This is a genomic window from Nocardia sp. NPDC059180 (assembly GCF_042754945.1).
Taxonomy (GTDB): Bacteria; Actinomycetota; Actinomycetes; order Mycobacteriales; family Mycobacteriaceae; genus Nocardia.
The window spans coordinates 85,213-101,271 of the sequence record NZ_JBHZBU010000012.1; the positions used below are offsets into that span (position 1 = coordinate 85,213).

At 66.9% G+C, this 16,059-nt stretch carries 16 protein-coding genes; 8 read left to right on the forward strand and 8 right to left on the reverse strand.

The genetic code is table 11. The annotated features are described in order from the left end of the window. Positions 1 to 130: 130 nt before the first annotated feature. The 3 genes from ACFXNW_RS28655 to ACFXNW_RS28665 form a co-directional block, all read right to left on the reverse strand. Positions 131 to 583: a universal stress protein gene (locus ACFXNW_RS28655; RefSeq protein ID WP_379420921.1), complete on the reverse strand. Its 453-nt coding sequence runs from the start codon at positions 581 to 583 to the stop codon at positions 131 to 133. Between the two features lie 463 nt (positions 584 to 1,046). Continuing rightward, positions 1,047 to 1,460 (reverse strand): DoxX family protein, encoded by a 414-nt coding sequence (locus ACFXNW_RS28660; RefSeq protein ID WP_379420922.1) that lies wholly within the window; start codon positions 1,458 to 1,460, stop codon positions 1,047 to 1,049. Positions 1,461 to 1,538: 78 nt separating this feature from the next. Next, positions 1,539 to 2,441 carry a DUF6597 domain-containing transcriptional factor gene (locus ACFXNW_RS28665; protein WP_379420923.1) on the reverse strand — a complete coding sequence of 301 codons (903 nt, stop codon included), beginning with the start codon at positions 2,439 to 2,441 and terminating at the stop codon, positions 1,539 to 1,541. A 52-nt stretch (positions 2,442 to 2,493) separates the two neighbouring features. Here ACFXNW_RS28665 and ACFXNW_RS28670 point away from each other — a divergent pair, with 52 nt between their 5' ends. After that, complete coding sequence (locus tag ACFXNW_RS28670; RefSeq protein ID WP_379420924.1) at positions 2,494 to 2,964, forward strand: VOC family protein; 471 nt, start codon at positions 2,494 to 2,496, stop codon at positions 2,962 to 2,964. Positions 2,965 to 3,079: 115 nt separating this feature from the next. Here the strand turns inward: ACFXNW_RS28670 and uvrB are convergent, their stop codons facing one another. After that, on the reverse strand, positions 3,080 to 5,254 hold the full coding sequence (gene uvrB, locus ACFXNW_RS28675) for an excinuclease ABC subunit UvrB (RefSeq protein ID WP_379420925.1): 2,175 nt from the start codon (positions 5,252 to 5,254) through the stop codon (positions 3,080 to 3,082). A gap of 100 nt (positions 5,255 to 5,354) precedes the next feature. Between uvrB and ACFXNW_RS28680 the strand changes: the two genes are divergently transcribed. Beyond that, positions 5,355 to 5,879, forward strand: a complete 525-nt coding sequence (locus ACFXNW_RS28680) for a DUF402 domain-containing protein (protein WP_379420926.1) — start codon at positions 5,355 to 5,357, stop codon at positions 5,877 to 5,879. 90 nt (positions 5,880 to 5,969) lie between these two features. Here ACFXNW_RS28680 and coaE read toward each other — a convergent pair whose 3' ends face one another. Next, on the reverse strand, positions 5,970 to 7,184 hold the full coding sequence (gene coaE, locus ACFXNW_RS28685; protein WP_379420927.1) for a dephospho-CoA kinase: 1,215 nt from the start codon (positions 7,182 to 7,184) through the stop codon (positions 5,970 to 5,972). Positions 7,185 to 7,589: 405 nt separating this feature from the next. On the opposite strand from coaE, the gene ACFXNW_RS28690 reads away from it, so the two are divergent. Beyond that, positions 7,590 to 7,802 carry a hypothetical protein gene (locus ACFXNW_RS28690; protein WP_379421038.1) on the forward strand — a complete coding sequence of 71 codons (213 nt, stop codon included), beginning with the start codon at positions 7,590 to 7,592 and terminating at the stop codon, positions 7,800 to 7,802. A gap of 61 nt (positions 7,803 to 7,863) precedes the next feature. On the opposite strand, the gene ACFXNW_RS28695 is transcribed toward ACFXNW_RS28690, so the two are convergent. After that, positions 7,864 to 8,562, reverse strand: coding sequence for a TetR/AcrR family transcriptional regulator (locus tag ACFXNW_RS28695; RefSeq protein ID WP_379420928.1), 699 nt, complete (start codon positions 8,560 to 8,562; stop codon positions 7,864 to 7,866). A 91-nt stretch (positions 8,563 to 8,653) separates the two neighbouring features. Here ACFXNW_RS28695 and ACFXNW_RS28700 point away from each other — a divergent pair, with 91 nt between their 5' ends. Beyond that, positions 8,654 to 9,331: an NAD(P)-dependent oxidoreductase gene (locus ACFXNW_RS28700; protein WP_379420929.1), complete on the forward strand. Its 678-nt coding sequence runs from the start codon at positions 8,654 to 8,656 to the stop codon at positions 9,329 to 9,331. 165 nt (positions 9,332 to 9,496) lie between these two features. Here the strand turns inward: ACFXNW_RS28700 and rpsA are convergent, their stop codons facing one another. Next, positions 9,497 to 10,963, reverse strand: coding sequence for a 30S ribosomal protein S1 (gene rpsA, locus ACFXNW_RS28705; protein WP_014350347.1), 1,467 nt, complete (start codon positions 10,961 to 10,963; stop codon positions 9,497 to 9,499). Between the two features lie 167 nt (positions 10,964 to 11,130). Between rpsA and ACFXNW_RS28710 the strand changes: the two genes are divergently transcribed. Continuing rightward, positions 11,131 to 11,979 (forward strand): class I SAM-dependent methyltransferase, encoded by an 849-nt coding sequence (locus ACFXNW_RS28710; protein ID WP_379420930.1) that lies wholly within the window; start codon positions 11,131 to 11,133, stop codon positions 11,977 to 11,979. A 56-nt stretch (positions 11,980 to 12,035) separates the two neighbouring features. On the opposite strand, the gene ACFXNW_RS28715 is transcribed toward ACFXNW_RS28710, so the two are convergent. Next, positions 12,036 to 13,055 carry a hypothetical protein gene (locus tag ACFXNW_RS28715; RefSeq protein ID WP_379420931.1) on the reverse strand — a complete coding sequence of 340 codons (1,020 nt, stop codon included), beginning with the start codon at positions 13,053 to 13,055 and terminating at the stop codon, positions 12,036 to 12,038. Between the two features lie 122 nt (positions 13,056 to 13,177). On the opposite strand from ACFXNW_RS28715, the gene ACFXNW_RS28720 reads away from it, so the two are divergent. The 3 genes from ACFXNW_RS28720 to ACFXNW_RS28730 all read left to right on the forward strand — a co-directional run bounded on the left by ACFXNW_RS28720 (position 13,178) and on the right by ACFXNW_RS28730 (position 15,981). Further along, positions 13,178 to 14,344 (forward strand): sensor histidine kinase, encoded by a 1,167-nt coding sequence (locus ACFXNW_RS28720; protein WP_379420932.1) that lies wholly within the window; start codon positions 13,178 to 13,180, stop codon positions 14,342 to 14,344. Continuing rightward, a complete protein-coding gene (locus ACFXNW_RS28725; RefSeq protein ID WP_379420933.1) occupies positions 14,341 to 14,991 on the forward strand; it encodes a response regulator in 651 nt (216 codons plus the stop codon). The genes ACFXNW_RS28720 and ACFXNW_RS28725 overlap by 4 nt, the downstream gene beginning before the upstream one ends. A gap of 99 nt (positions 14,992 to 15,090) precedes the next feature. After that, a complete protein-coding gene (locus tag ACFXNW_RS28730; protein WP_379421029.1) occupies positions 15,091 to 15,981 on the forward strand; it encodes a LysR family transcriptional regulator in 891 nt (296 codons plus the stop codon). Positions 15,982 to 16,059: the final 78 nt, after the last annotated feature.

Sequence of the window (16,059 nt, forward strand, 5' to 3'; positions counted from 1 at the left end):
CTCACCCGCCCCCCGCAGCGGCTCCCCGTCCTGCACAGCTAGCATCTGCCCGATGGGCTGCGTTCACTGCGGGCGTGAGGTACCACGCTGGCGGGGTCGCCGCCGATCCGGCGGCGACCACGGGCGTGAATCAGCGAACGGTGTGCACGATGAGAACGTCGGAACGCGACTTGCGTGCGACATCCGAGGGCACCGAACCGAGCAGCCGTCCGGTCAAGGTGTTGAGGCCCCGGTTACCGACGACGAGCAGATCGGCCTGGGTCTCCTTGACCAGATCGAGCAGCGATTCGACGGGCTCGCCCACGATGGCGCGCTCGACGATCTCCTTGGCGCCCGCGGCGGTGGCCCGATCACGGGCGGTGCGCAGGATCTCGTTGGTCGGCGCGGAACCGCGCACCTGGTAGGCCTCATCCTTGAGCACATCGGCCGCCGCGGCGACGTCGCGGTCATCGGTCGGGTAGTAGGCGCAGGCCAAGACCAGGGTCGAGCCTGCGGCCCCGGCCAGTGCGGCGGCCTTGTCGACGGCGACATACGACGAGTCCGAGCCATCGGTACCGACGACAATGGTCCGGTAGGCGGTCATCTCTCCTCCAACTGTGCGGGTCGGACGCCTGCGTCAGGGTTTCGTCCCGGCGTGTCGGGGCTTCGGCGCGGCGACTGGGTCGACCATAGCGGCAATACGCCCGGAATTATCAGAATTCGCAACACATCACATTCGGAGTGTTCGCAGCGGCGGCGGTCGCCCGGCCTGGGCGAATACCGCACACCATGACCTACCAGGGCGGACCCAAACCGGCGGGCTCCAGTCTGTGATCTACCACAACATCGGTGAACGGTGTTGCCGCCCTGGGACATTCATCACAAATATCGGCGGCGGAACCACTTCCGGCCCGTCCGCGATGGCGAACGGGCCGGAGGGCGCAGGGTACGACGGGCTCAGGGCCACTGCCGGTAGTCGGCCCAGAAAATACCCAGAATCGCTCCGATGATGTCCATGCGTTCCCTTTCACTACGGATGCGGAGGGCAATATTAGCGCGTGCACCGGTCACATACTGAAAAGCGGCCCGGTGATGGTCAATCCCAGTTCCTCGGTGCGGGCGAAGAACGCGAACAGCATGAGCGAGGCGCCCGCCAGTGACAGATCCTTGTTGAACTGGACCATCTCGGTCTGCTTGGCCTGCGGGTCGTTCTCGGTCCAGAACTGGTGCATCAGAAAGGCTGTGGGCGCCAGCATGAGGAACAGCAGCAGCGCGCCGAGGTCGGCCCACACTCCGAGCAGCACGCTCACCCCACCGAGCACCATCAGCACCGCCGAGGCGAGGACACCCGCTTTGGGCGAGGGCACGCCCCGGCTCTGCGCGTAGGCGGTCATCGCTTCGGTCTGCGTGAAGTGACCGAAGGCCGAACCGAAGAAAAGCACGACGAACAACACCCGGCCGATCAACACCACGACATCCATATCCAGCTCCTCATTCGCCGGTGGGTAGATAGTGCGGTATTCAACCACTCCGCAGAGCCACCCTCCGGCGAAAACGAACTATCGGAACTGTTCCGGTATCCGCTCGGCGCCGGGGAGCAGTTTTGCGGTGACCTCGTTGCGTGAGCGTATCGACTGTTTGGCGTATTCCAGGGGTGCCATTCCGATTTCCGCGGTGAATTCCCGGGTGAAATGTGCTTGATCGTAATAACCGAGTTCGGCCGACAGCGCGGCGAGATCGTCGATGCGGCCGTGGGCGAGTAGATCCGCCGCATCCTGTAACCGGTAGCGGCGCAGTACCCATTTCGGGCCCGCACCGACATAGCGGCGGAACAGCCGTTGCAGCGTACGGGTCGTTACCGCGAACCGTTCGGTGACCTGGTCGACGCGGGTGAGCGCCTGATCGGTGGCCATGGCGTCGATGATGCTCCGGACCAGGGCATAGTTCGGATCGGGATCCATTGTCACGCGGGCAAAATACGATTCGACGATGTCGCGGCGGCCGGCATCCGAGGATTCGGCCAGCACCGCGTCGGTCAGCCGGTCGGCATCGGGCAGCACTTCGGCCAGTGCGACAGCGCGGTCGCGGAATTCGCCGACGTCGAGCCCGGTGTAGGCGCCGAACCCGCCCGCGCGGAACCGGATCCCGAATGTGTGTCCGACGCCGGATAATTCGCGGACGAACTTGGTGGTGCAGACACCGTTGACGAAGCCGCCGGTCTTGGCCTCGCTGTGTTCGAAGGTGACGTTGACGCACGGAAACGGCAGCACCTCGGCCACATACGGCGGCCGGCCCCGCAGATCCCAGCGCACCGACCAGTACCAGTCGATGACATGGGCCACCGCGGGACCGGCAGGCAGCCGGTGCAGCGTCCGATGCCTGGCCTGCTCGTCCGGATGCAGGATCCCTTTCCGGCCGGTGAGTGCGGGCACTGCGGGATCGCGGTCACCGCGGTGGGGCATGGTGTCGCTTTCTTACAAGATCGCCGCGGTCGCGACGACGAGGATTGCCGATATGAACAGCACCGTGAACCCGATTCCCGATGGCTACCACTCCATCACCTGTTTCCTGGCCGTCGGCGACGGCAACAAGGCGATCGATTTCTACACCGCCGTCTTCGGCGCCGAGGTGATCACTCGCAACGACCTGCCCGACGGGCAGCCCGCGCACGCGGAGCTGAAGATCGGCGATTCCACGCTGCAGTTGGGTATGCCGATCCCGGCCAACGGCGTGCTCGCCCCGAACGGCGACTGGGTGCACACCTCCATCGTGCACTACTGCCCCGACGTCGACGCCGTCATCTCCCGGGCGATCGAGCACGGCGCCCGCAGCGCCGAAGAACCACAGACCTTCGTCACCGGTGACCGCTTCGGCGTGGTCATCGATCCGTTCGGGCACCGCTGGGCGGTGATGACCAAGGTCGAGGACGTCTCCCGCGAGGAGGCCGAGCGCCGGGTCAACGACTGGATGGCCACCCAGGGCTAGCTGGAACGGACGAGCGTTGCTGCCCCGGCAATCACCGCATGGTGATCGCCGGGCCGGTGAGCGTCGACCTCGGGGGCGTCCTCTCGCCAGTGACGCCTCGATCGCAATTCCGGGCTCAGCTCAGCCCGGCCGCGTCCATTCCGCGCAGTTCCTTCTTCAAGTCCGCGATCTCGTCGCGCAGGCGACCCGCCAGCTCGAATTGCAGTTCGCGGGCGGCGTTCATCATCTGGTCGGTCAGCTCCTTCACCAGATCGGCCAGTTCGGCGCGCGGCATGGACTTGACGTCACGGCCCTCGATGACGCCGGCGCTCACCGCCCGGCCCGGTTCGCCCTGGGCGCGGCGGCCGCGGCTGACATTGCGACCGGAACCACCGACGGCCACTTCGTCGTCGGCCTCCTGGTACACCTGGTCGAGGATGTCGGCGATCTTCTTGCGCAGCGGCTGCGGATCAATGCCCATTTCCTCGTTGTAGGCGACCTGTTTGGCGCGGCGGCGTTCGGTCTCCTCGATAGCGTGGCGCATCGAGTCGGTGACCTTGTCCGCGTACATGTGCACCTCGCCGGACACGTTGCGGGCCGCGCGGCCGATGGTCTGGATCAGGCTGGTGCTGCTGCGCAGGAAGCCCTCTTTGTCCGCGTCGAGGATGGCGACCAGCGACACCTCGGGCAGGTCGAGGCCCTCACGCAGCAGGTTGATGCCGACCAGCACGTCGTACTCGCCGAGGCGCAATTGCCGCAGCAACTCCACCCGGCGCAGCGTGTCGATCTCCGAATGCAGATACCGCACCCGCACACCGAGCCCGAGCAGATAGTCGGTGAGGTCCTCGGCCATCTTCTTGGTGAGCGTGGTGACCAGCACCCGTTCGTCGCGGTCGGTGCGCTGACCGATCTCGTGCACCAGATCATCGATCTGCCCCTTGGTGGGTTTGACGACCACCTGCGGATCCACCAGACCGGTCGGACGGATGACCTGCTCGACCACCTCACCGCCGACCTGGCCCAACTCGTAATTGCCGGGGGTGGCCGACAGGTACACCGTCTGCCCGATCCGCTCGGCGAACTCCTCCCAGGTGAGCGGCCGATTGTCGATGGCCGACGGTAGCCGGAAGCCGAATTCGACGAGGTTGCGCTTGCGCGACATATCGCCTTCGTACATGCCACCGATCTGCGGCACCGTCACATGCGACTCATCGATGACGAGCAGAAAATCCTCGGGGAAGTAGTCGAGCAGCGTCGCGGGGGCGGAGCCGGCCGGGCGTCCATCGATATGGCGCGAATAGTTCTCGATTCCGGAGCAGAACCCGACCTGACGGATCATTTCCAGGTCGTATTGGGTGCGCATGCGCAGTCGCTGCGCCTCGAGCAGTTTGCCCTGGCGTTCGAATTCGGCCAGGCGGACTTCGAGCTCGGCTTCGATATCGTGGACCGCGCGTTCCATCCGGTCCGGGCCGGCCACGTAATGGGTGGCCGGGAAGATGCGCACCATATCGACCTGGCGCACCACATCGCCGGTCAGCGGATGCAGGTAATACAGCGCCTCCACCTCGTCGCCGAAGAATTCGATGCGGACCGCGAGCTCCTCATAGGACGGTATGATCTCGACGGTGTCGCCGCGCACCCGGAAGGATCCGCGAGTGAAGGCCATGTCGTTGCGGGTGTACTGCACATCGACGAGCAGCCGCAGCAGCGCGTCACGGTCGACTTCGGTGCCCACCTCCAGCTGCACCGATCGGTCGAGATAGGACTGTGGCGTACCAAGGCCGTAGATGCAGGAGACCGACGCGACCACCACCACATCGCGGCGCGAGAGCAGGCTCGATGTGGCCGAATGGCGCAGCCGCTCGACGTCGTCGTTGATCGAGCTGTCCTTCTCGATATACGTATCGGTCTGCGCGATATAAGCCTCGGGCTGGTAATAGTCGTAGTACGAGACGAAGTACTCGACCGAATTGTTCGGCAGCATTTCGCGCAGCTCGTTGGCCAGCTGCGCCGCGAGGGTCTTGTTCGGTGCCATCACCAATGTGGGCCGTTGCAACCGTTCGATCAGCCACGCGGTGGTGGCGGATTTACCGGTACCGGTGGCACCGAGCAGCACCACATCACGCTCGCCCGCGGTGATGCGGCGTTGCAGTTCGTCGATGGCGGCGGGCTGGTCGCCTGCGGGCTGATGCGGGCTGACGACCTCGAACCGCCCGCCTACCCGTTCGATCTCGCCGACCGGGCGGAACTCCGAATGCGCCAGCGGCGTCCGGCCCTGTTCGTCGGCCGGGATCTCGGTTGCGAATGCCATGCTCACCAGGGTAGGCCCAGCCACCGACAGGTTTGCCGCGTCCGCGACGGCTGCACTGCCCGCCTGGACAACACCCGCGTCGACGGTAGATTCTCGAGACATGACACAGGCACCATCCGTGGACGTGCACCGGCCGAAGGTGGAGTACTTCAACGTGGCCGACCTCACCAATACCGACCCGAAGGGCTTCGTCCGGCCGGTCGAGAGTTATCGCGTCGAGCCGTGGGGCCTGTACATGGCGCGTACCGCCGACCATCCGTCCTTCCACTACATGGAGTCGTGGCTGCTGCCGGAGCTGTCGCTGCGTGCGACGGTGTTCCACTACACCGCGGCGCACCTGCGCAACCAGGACTACTACATCGATATCGGCGAATTCGCCGAGGTCGAACCCAAGAAGTGGCGGTCGGTGGACCACTATCTGGATCTGTTGGTGCGCACCGGTCGCGATACCCGTCTGCTCGATGTCGACGAGCTGCTGGCCGCGCTGTCGGCGGGCCTGGTCGACGCGGCCACCGCCGAAAAGGCGATCACCACCGCCACAGCCGCCATCGACGGTATCGCCGCCAACGATCACGACTTCCTGAGCTGGACCGCCTCACGCGGAATGCCGCTGACCTGGCTGTAGATCCGCTACCGCCCCAGGCGTTGTCCATCGCGCCCGAGCCGGAGGCCCTGCGTGGTTACGCTCAGCTACCGCCTCCGGGCAATGACCGCCTCAGGCGTCCGGCTCATTCGCCGCACGCCACTGCATGACCCGCGGGTACGCCTCGTCGAACCAGGGCTCCTTCACCGCCAGATACGCCACCATCGCGGCATCACCGGTCGAGCCCGCGGCCTTCGCCTCCCCCTCCTGCTTCACCCGCGCGTACTCCTCGCGAGCGGAAGGATCGGCGCGTAGCCAGTCGCGGAAGGCCAGCGCGAACTGCTGGCCGGGCGAACCGGCGACCCGGACGTGCACATTGGCCGGACGGCCGGGGTCGGCGCTACCGTGGAATCGTTTGGCCCACAGCGCAGTATCGATGCCCTTGGGATCGGCCTCGGTCGGTTTCGGGTTGTCGCCGGTGATATGTGGCTCGGCCGGGAATCCCGCCGTGGCCAGCACATCGCGCAGCCCATCGGCGGCGGCGATATCGGCCACCGTGATCTGGATATCGATGACGTCCTTGGCAGACAGACCCGGCACCGAGGTCGACCCGATGTGATCGATCCGCGAGGCCGCCGCCCCCGCGGCCACCCACAGTCGAGCGATCAGCCGCTGCGCCTGGGCGGCCCAGTCCGGATCCGGCGCCACCAGCCGCAGATCGTATCCGGCCACTTCGGCGGTGCGCATATTATGCTCGAACGGCACCAGACGTTCATCCCAGAGCCGGTGCACCACCGATTCGATCGCCTCGGCCGGGCCATTGTTGTCCAGCAGCACGTCGGCCACCGCCCGGCGCTGTTCATCGGTGGCCTGAGCCGAAATTCGGGCACGCGCATCGGCTTCCGGCACGCCACGCAATTCCACCAGCCGCTGAATGCGGGTCTCCGCGGCGACATCGACCACGAGCACCAGGTTCATCAGCGGCGCCAAACCGCCTTCGACCAGCAGCGGAATATCTTGTACGACAATCGCATCCGCCGGGGCAGCGGCGAGCAGTTCCCCGGTGCGCTGACCGACCAGCGGGTGGGTGATCGCGTTCAACCGCGCCCGCGCCTGGTCGTCCCCGAATGCTTTGGCGGCAAGAGCGGGCCGATCCAAACTGCCGTCGGCGGCGAGGATATCGGCGCCGAACGCCTCGACCAACGCGGCCAGCCCCTCGGTACCCGGTGCGACGACCTCGCGTGCGATCACGTCCGCGTCGATCACCACCGCACCGCGTTCGGCGAGGATCCGCGCCACGGTCGACTTGCCAGCGCCCATACCTCCGGTGAGGCCGATTCGTAACATCGGACCAGTCTCGCATTCGGTCGGCGGCCGCCGCGGACCACCCGTCACCCATCCACCGGCGCCGCAGCCACGAACCATTGGAGGCGGGTCGACGACGCCCCGTGTGAATCGGGTTCCGGGAATCCTCCGGCGGCCGCGGGAATCTGCACTCACTTTCCGCGGACAATTCCCGACCCTGTCGGATACCCACTCCCGCAGCTATTTTCACCACCCCGCGCGGCTATTGCCCGTTCCGTGACGCGGCCGAGACCATCTCGCAACATTTCCTGCCGAATACGGTTTCCAAGCGATAACTTTCCGACACGCCGAGCAATTACTTCGGCAAAATACGCTGCGGACGACTTCGGGTCCGCTAACCTTCGCCGTGGCGATCCAGGCCAGAACAGCACAAGCAAAGGAAGAGCATTGGGCACCAGTACTAACCAGGCGGGTCGCCACCGCCTGGGAATGGCGGGAGGCGTGCACTGCATCCACATCCCCGCCGTCGCGGCTGCGCTCGCCGAGCACCGTCGCACATGGTTCACTTCGTTGATCAGCCCGGCCCGGCATAGTTTCGCCGCCATGCGGCGCCGCTCGGCCGCCCCCTCGGTGCGCTGGGTCCCCGCCACCGCAGGCTGACGCCCACTTCCCGACAGTGGCCCGGTCCTCGCGACCGGGCCACTGTCGTACGCGTCGGCGGCTACAGCCCGAGCGAACGCACCAGGTCGAGCATTTCGGCACGGAACAGCTTCGCCGGATCCTGCGCCTGCGGCCGCAGGTGCCCGTACACCTCGAGCGCGACCGGACCGTGCATCCGGCCCCACATGCGCAGCGCCAGCGCCAATCCCGCTGGCGGAAGATCGGGGAAGTCGGCGCGCACGTGCGCGGCGAGATCGGCATCGAAGTCCGACCACTCGAACACCGGAGGCTCGATCTGGCCCATATGTGGCCAGGCCGCCGCGGTCAGTGCGACCAATCCGGTGCACGCCCGTAGCTGGGCAGCAGCGGCCGGCCCGCCCGGCGGCGGCTGATAGCCAGGCACCGGATCGCCGTAGATGAGCCGGAATTCCGCAGGACTGCGCACCGCCCACTCCCGCACCGCCTCACCCCACGCGATGATGCGACCACCCGGATCGTCGCCGGGGACAGCGTCGCGCGCGGCCTCCACCTGGTCGAGCAGCGCCGTGTAGACATCGGAGATCAGGGTCGAGATGAGCTCGTCGCGAGTGGCGTAGTAGCCGTAGATGGCCCCCGCTGTCATACCCATCTCGCGGGCGATGGCCCGCAACGCAATCGCATCGGGGCCGCCCTCGTCGAGCAGCCGCAAGGCGATCACCTTGATTTCCTGCGCGGTTTCCGCGCGCAACCGCTCCCTGCGACTCTTCACCGGCTCGACCACGGTTGACACTCTACAGCGTGCGAGTACTATCTGGCGTGCATTTACTAAACGCCGTGTAGTAACTGCACGGCATACACTTTGTGGGAGAGTCATGGATATCGGAGTCTTCGGCGCGACAGGCGTTATCGGTTCGCGGATGGTCGAGGAGGCACGGCAGCGCGGGCATGCGGTGCGGGCGTTCACCGGCGATGCGGCACGTATCCCCGCGGTGGGTGACGGCATTTCATGGCAGGTGGCCGATTGGCGCGATGCCGATAGTGTCGCGGACGCGATCTCGGGGCTGGATGTGGTGATCAGTGCGGTGAATGCCGGGCACGGGATCGAGGACACCATCGCCAACGCGAGCGATTTCGTGGTCGGCGCGCGGGCGATGATCGAGGCGCTGACTCGTCATCCGGAGATCCGGGTGATCGCAGTGGGTGGCGGCGGGAGCTTGGAAGTCGCTCCTGGCCTGCAATTGGTGGATCAGCCAGGTTTCGCCGAGGGGCTCCCGGAGAATCTCGGCGTGCCGGTGGAGTATCACCGGGTGATCCTCGCGCTGCGGGAGGCGTTGAACGTGTACCGGCTCTCGGACCGACTGTGGACCTACCTGAGTCCCTCGTCGGGACGGATCGATCCGGGCGAGCGCACTGGGCGCTTCCGGATAGGGGGAGATCAGCTCCTCGATGCCGGCGCCGACATCTCTGCCGAGGATCTCGCCGCTGCGCTCATCGACGAAGCCGAGAGCGGACGATTCGTCCAACGCCGATTCACTGTCGCCGCCGCATAGGGCACGCTTCTACCGCCGCGTCACCCAGCCCACAGCCTCACCCTTCGCGAGGCTGTGGGCCGATCGTGGACAGACCATCCACCAGGAGCGGGCCATTTCCACAGTGAACAGCCCGAAGGCCCCGGTCCGTATCGGACCGGGGCCTTCGGTGTTGCTCTACCTGTATCAGGCGTTGCCGGAGAGCTTCTCCCGCAGAGCCGCGAGCTGGGCGTCGCTGGCGAGCGAACCGCCGGCGGACTCGGGCTGGCTGGAGGTGGACTGCGAACCGCTCTCGGAGGAGTAGTTCGACGAGCCGCCACCGTTGGCCGCCTCGGCCGCGGCGTCGGCTGCCATCTTCTCCATCTGCGCGGTGTGCATCTTGTGGCGACGCTCCGCCTCGGCGTAGCGGCCTTCCCACTCCTCGCGCTGCTTGTCGAAGCCCTCGAGCCATTCGTTGGTCTCGGGATCGAAGCCCTCGGGGAAGATGTAGTTGCCCTGCTCGTCGTAGCTGTCGGCCATGCCGTACTTCGACGGGTCGAACTCGGCGTGGTAGTCCTCGTTGGCCTGCTTCAGCGACAGCGAGATCCGGCGACGCTCCAGGTCGATGTCGATGACCTTGACCATCGCGTCGTCGCCGACGGCAACGACCTGGTCCGGGACCTCGACGTGGCGCTCGGCCAGCTCGGAGATGTGCACCAGGCCCTCGATGCCCTCTTCGACGCGCACGAACGCACCGAACGGAACCAGCTTGGTGACCTTGCCCGGCACGATCTGGCCGATGGCGTGGGTGCGGGCGAACTGACGCCACGGGTCTTCCTGGGTGGCCTTGAGCGAGAGGGAGACGCGCTCGCGGTCCAGATCGACGTCGAGAACCTCGACGGTGACCTCGGTGCCGACCTCGACGACCTCGGACGGGTGGTCGATGTGCTTCCAGGACAGCTCGGACACGTGCACCAGGCCGTCGACGCCGCCCAGGTCCACGAAGGCACCGAAGTTGACGATCGAGGAGACCACACCCTTGCGGACCTGGCCCTTCTGCAGCTGGTGCAGGAACTCGCTGCGCACCTCGGACTGGGTCTGCTCCAGCCAGGCGCGACGCGAGAGAACCACGTTGTTGCGGTTCTTGTCGAGCTCGATGATCTTGGCCTCGATCTCCTTGCCGACGTACGGCTGGAGGTCGCGGACGCGACGCATCTCGACGAGGGAGGCGGGCAGGAAGCCACGCAGGCCGATGTCGAGGATCAGGCCGCCCTTGACGACCTCGATGACGGTGCCCTTGACGGCCTCGTCCTTCTCCTTGAGCTCCTCGATCGTGCCCCACGCGCGCTCGTACTGCGCCCGCTTCTTCGACAGGATCAGGCGGCCTTCCTTGTCCTCCTTGGTGAGAACCAGGGCCTCGACCTCATCACCCACGGAAACGACCTCATTGGGATCGACATCGTGTTTGATGGAGAGTTCGCGGGAGGGGATGACGCCTTCGGTCTTGTAACCGATGTCGAGCAGAACCTCATCGCGATCGACCTTGACGATGGTTCCTTCGACGATGTCGCCATCGTTGAAGTACTTGATCGTGGCGTCGATGGCGGCGAGGAAGTCCTCGGCGGAGCCGATGTCGTTGACGGCTACCTGCGGCGAGGTGACGGTGGTGGGCATATGTCGGTGTGCTCCGGACGGATTGTGGTCGGTTGCGGACATTGGTTCTTTCGGTACTCTGCGACACACCGAAATTGGGCGCGGTGTGATCACTCGCGCGTTCAGCGTACGCGACCTGCATCGAGCCGGGCAAACCGGTCCCGTCGCCACGCCGATACTCTTACGGCGTGTCGGACGATCGCCATGCGCAAGCAAACGAACTGCTCGGAACCGTCGGGCCTGCACGTGCCCGAATCGATTCCACGGACAGTGAACGTGCCAGCCGGCGCTGGTGGGATGCCGACGCCGGCCAGTACCACGATACCCATGCCGAATTCCTCGGTGCCGATTCCCCCGCCGGTGAATTCGTCTGGTGCCCCGAGGGAATGCACGAAGGCGATTGGCATCTGCTCGGCGACATCGCCGGTCGGCGCATCCTCGAGATCGGCTGCGGCTCGGCGCCGTGCTCGCGCTGGCTGGCGAGCAACGGAGCGCATCCGGTGGGCCTGGACCTGTCGGCGGGCATGCTCGCGCACGGGCTGGCGGCGATGGCGCGCGGCGGGCCGCGAGTTCCGCTGATCCAGGCCAACGCCGAGGCGCTGCCCTTCGCCGACGAGTCCTTCGATGCGGCCTGTTCGGCGTTCGGCGCGATCCCCTTCGTCGCCGATTCGGCGCAGGTCATGCGTGAGGTCGAACGGGTGCTGCGCCCCGGTGGCCGCTGGGTGTTCTCGGTGAATCATCCGATGCGCTGGATCTTTCGCGACGATCCCGGACCGGACGGACTCGAGGTCGTCACCTCGTACTTCGACCGCACCCCCTATATAGAGGTCGACGCCGACGGTGAGCCCACCTATGTCGAGCACCATCGCACCGTCGGCGACCGAGTCCGCGAGATCGTCGCCGCCGGCCTGATCGTGGAGGACATCATCGAACCGGACTGGCCGGAGTGGCTCGACCGGGAGTGGGGCCAGTGGAGCCCGCTGCGTGGCGCGCTGTTCCCCGGCACCGCGATCTTCGTGGCCAGCAAACCGGACTGAACGAGCCGAACCACACGCTCGTCGCGGTGGGCATGCGGTTCGGTGCCGGCGCCGCGTCACCTCCGTTCGGCGACCTGTCGCCGCTGGCGGTAGGACAGTGCCGCGAGCAGCAGCGCGCCGCCCCACAGCGGCCACAGCGTCTCGGGCATGTGCGTGATCCATTTGCCGTCGACCCCGATCACCGTCGCGAGCCTGATGTACATCAACCCGGCGGTGGTGACCGTCATCGCCACAAGCACCGCGGGGACCACTGCCACCATCGGCGGGATTCGCTTGTCCGCCAGACCGAGCATCCACCGTGGGTAACGCTCACCCCAGGGACGGATGAGGCCGACGGTGGCGACAGCGCCGAGCGCGCCGAAACTCGCGAGTCCAGCACCGGCCAGCCACAGACCGGCCTCCTTACCTTCCTCGAACTCCTGCGGGTCGAGGCCGAACCCGAATCCGAGCGCCCACATCCAGCGGGTGGCGCAGTAGATCAGCGGGACGATCACGGCCACGACGACGGCGGGCTTGCCGTAGCGGATCAGACCGGTTCCGGCGTCGGGGGCGTGTTCGGCGCCCTGCCTGCGGTAGAGCATCGCAAGCAAAGCCCACGCGATCCCGGCGAGAAGCAGGATCAGCAGGTTCGTCTTCGGCCAGTCGTACAGCTGGGCCCAGCCCACCCCGGCGGGCCAGCCGAACAGTGTCTTCCCGACCAGGAAGATCGGGGTGTAGCCGACCACGATCAGTGGGCGATAGTCCTGGATGCCGAAGACCAGCCCGGCCGCCAGCACCCACGCGGCGGTGAGCAGGGCGTATCGCATCCCGCCACGGCCGAGGCCGCGTGCCATCAGAAAGGCGACCACGGCGCCGAGCAGTCCGAGGGCGGCGATGATCGGTCCGGCGATCTCCGGTGTCGCCCAGCCGGTGAGGTTGGTGGCCAGGACCTCGCGGCCGCCGCCGGCCATCATCGGATCGCTCGGGCCGAACGGGAAGGCGGTCCCGTCGAAACTCCAGTGGATACCGGCCGCGCCGTAGAGCAAGGAGACGGCGCAGAGGGTATAGCCGATGCGGGCTTGCCAGTTCTTTCGCATACCTCCAGCCTTGTCACGGCCGGTCGATCGCGGAATGTGCCGACCGGCCCCTCCCGATAGGCCCTTACCGGCAGAAATAGGCCGATCGGCACATCGCTCGCGGTCGGTCCCCGCATAGGCTCATGATCATCATGAACATCCGGCAGCTACTCCTCGCGGCGACCGGCATCCTGGTCCCGCTCGCGGGTGTGGTGCTGGTGCCCGCGCCCGCCCTCGACACCATCGCGCCCGTCGTGGCCTCCATGACCCTCGGTCTCGTCCTGGCCACCTGGCCGCGCTCACGGTCCCTGCTGCCGCCGGCCGCGATCGCGACCGGATCGTGTTCCCTCGTGATCACCGCCGTGTCGCTGGTGGCCGGGCGCGCGTCGGGCGAGCCGACACCGGAACAGGTGCTGTGGATTCTGCTCGAGCCGCCCGTCCTCATGGTCTTCGTGTATCTGCCGGTGCGGTGGTCGCCGCCGCGCGCGGCCTTGGGCGCCTGCGTCCCCGGGCTGGCCATCGCCTTGTCGGTACAGCGGTACCTGCCCGAGGGCGAGACGGTGTGGTCGGCGATCGCGAGCAGTCTGCTGTGGCTGCTGCCCGGTCTCGCGGCCGCAGGCGTCGGCCTCTACCAGCGCTATCGCGAGGACGAGCGGCGCCGCGCGATCGCCGAGGCCCGGCACGAACAGCGCTTGGACCTGGCCGCCGATCTGCACGATTTCGTCGCCCACGACGTCAGCGAGATCGTGGCGCAGGCCCAGGCCGCGCGCATGGTCCTCGCCGCCGGTGACCCGAGACTCGACGCCGCGCTGGACCGGATCGAGAACGCCGGGCTGCGCGCCCTCGCCTCCATGGACCACACGGTCCACATGCTGCGCGACTCCGGTGAGGCCGCGCGCACCCCGGTCGGCGGCCTCGCCGATCTACCCGAATTGGCCGAACGCTTCGGTGGCGGGCATCTGGACGTCCGGCTCGAGCTGGGCGAGGTCGCCGGTGTCCCCCGCGAACCCGCCGCGGTGGCCTACCGGGTGGTGGTCGAGGCGCTGACCAATGTCCGCAGACACGCCGCGAGCGCGTCCACGGTCGACATCCACGTCGCGATCCACGACGGCGGCCTGCGCGTCATCGTCGCCGACGACGGCGCCGGTGACGGCGAATCACGCAGGCCCAACCGCAAACACAGTGGTCTCGGACTGCCGGGACTCACCCAGCGGGTGCAATCACTGCGCGGCACCCTCACCGCCGGACCGCGCCGGCCACGGGGCTGGTGTCTCACCGCCCACATCCCTCTCGAAGGCAGGCATCCATGAGCACGCGCGTCCTGATCGCCGATGACCAGGAGGGCATCCGCGACGCCTTTCGGATGGTTGTCGACGCCCAACCGGATATGACGGTGGTCGCCGAGGCCGCCGATGGCGCATCGGCCCTGTCGCAGGCCCGGCATCTGCGCCCCGACGTGGTGCTCGCCGATATCAGGATGCCCGGACTCGACGGCCTCGAACTCACCCGTCGCCTCGCCGGACCTGGCGTGCCAGACCCGATGCGCGTCATCGTGGTGACCACCTTCGACCTGGACGAGTACGTGCACACCGCGCTCCGCGACGGCGCCTGCGGCTATCTGCTCAAACGCTCGGGTCCCACTCTGCTCATCGAGGCGATTCGCGCCGCCATGGCGGGTGACACGCTGATCAGCCCGCAGATCACCGTCCGGCTGCTGCGGCGCATGATCCCACCGGTACCCGAACACCGGCCCGCCACCGAGGCCCTCAGCGAGCGCGAAATCGAGGTGGTGCGCCTGGTCGCGCAGGGGCGCACCAATGCCGAGATCGCCACCGAGCTGTTCATCAGTGGCGGGACTGTGAAGAACCATCTGGCCAACATCCAGCGCAAACTCGCCGTCGCGAATCGAGTTGGGATCGCCGCCTGGGCCTGGGCGTCAGGTCACGTTTCCCCGTAACGATGGCACCGCTGCCGATCGATGCCAATTGATGCCCCCGCCTGGATCAATCGGATCCAGACGGGGCAACTGTTCATGATTGTGGAGGCACCCGTGGAAATGCGGGATATCGAGATCTTTCTGACCTTGGCCGAGGAGCTGCATTTCGGCCGGACCGCGCAGCGGCTGCACATCGGTCAATCCCGGGTCAGCCATGCGATCAAGAAACAGGAACGCCGCATCGGTGCGCCGCTGTTCACGCGAAACAGCCGCAGTGTCGCGCTGACTCCGATCGGTGCGCAGCTACGGGATGACCTGCGCCGGGGCAGTCAGCTGATCGAGACGGCAGTGGCCAGGGCCCAAGCGAGCGCCAAGGGCATCGGCGACAAGTTGACCGTCGGCATCATGGGTGCGCTCGGCCACGTCATCGACCCGGTACTGCGTGCGTTCACCGACGCCTACCCGGGCGTGGATCTGGTAGTGCGCGAGGCACATTTCTCCGACCCCTTCGGGCCCTTGCGGGCCTGCGACGTCGACATCCAGCTGCTGTGGTTGCCGGTCGAGGAGCCCGACATCACCGTCGGCCCGACGGTACTGATCGAGCCCATGCGGCTCGCGGTGTCGACCGACAGCGAATTGGCCGGTCGCACAGCGGTTGCGGTGGAAGAGCTGGGCGATCACACCCTGTGCGATATCGGCACCGCTGCCCCCGGTTATTGGGCGGATGAGCTGATTCCACCGCGTACACCGTCCGGTCGCCCGATTCGGCGCGGCCCACGGGTGCACACCTTCCAGGAGATGCTCGCGACCATCGCCGCGGGCCGTGCCGTAGCCCTGGCGCAGGAGCATTGCGTGGAGTACTACGCCCGGCCTGGGATCACCTATGTTCCGATGCCGGATGGTCCGCGCTGCCGCTGGACCTTCGTCTGGCGCACCGGCACCGAAACCGCGATGATCCGGGCATTCGCCGCCGTCACCGCGAGCGCAGCGGAAACGGATCGACACGGCTGAGCCGCCGTCGGGTGTGCACGAGATGTCCGGCCGCACCGGCGAATACGCGGAACCGGGCGCGGCTGGTGCCGCGCCCGG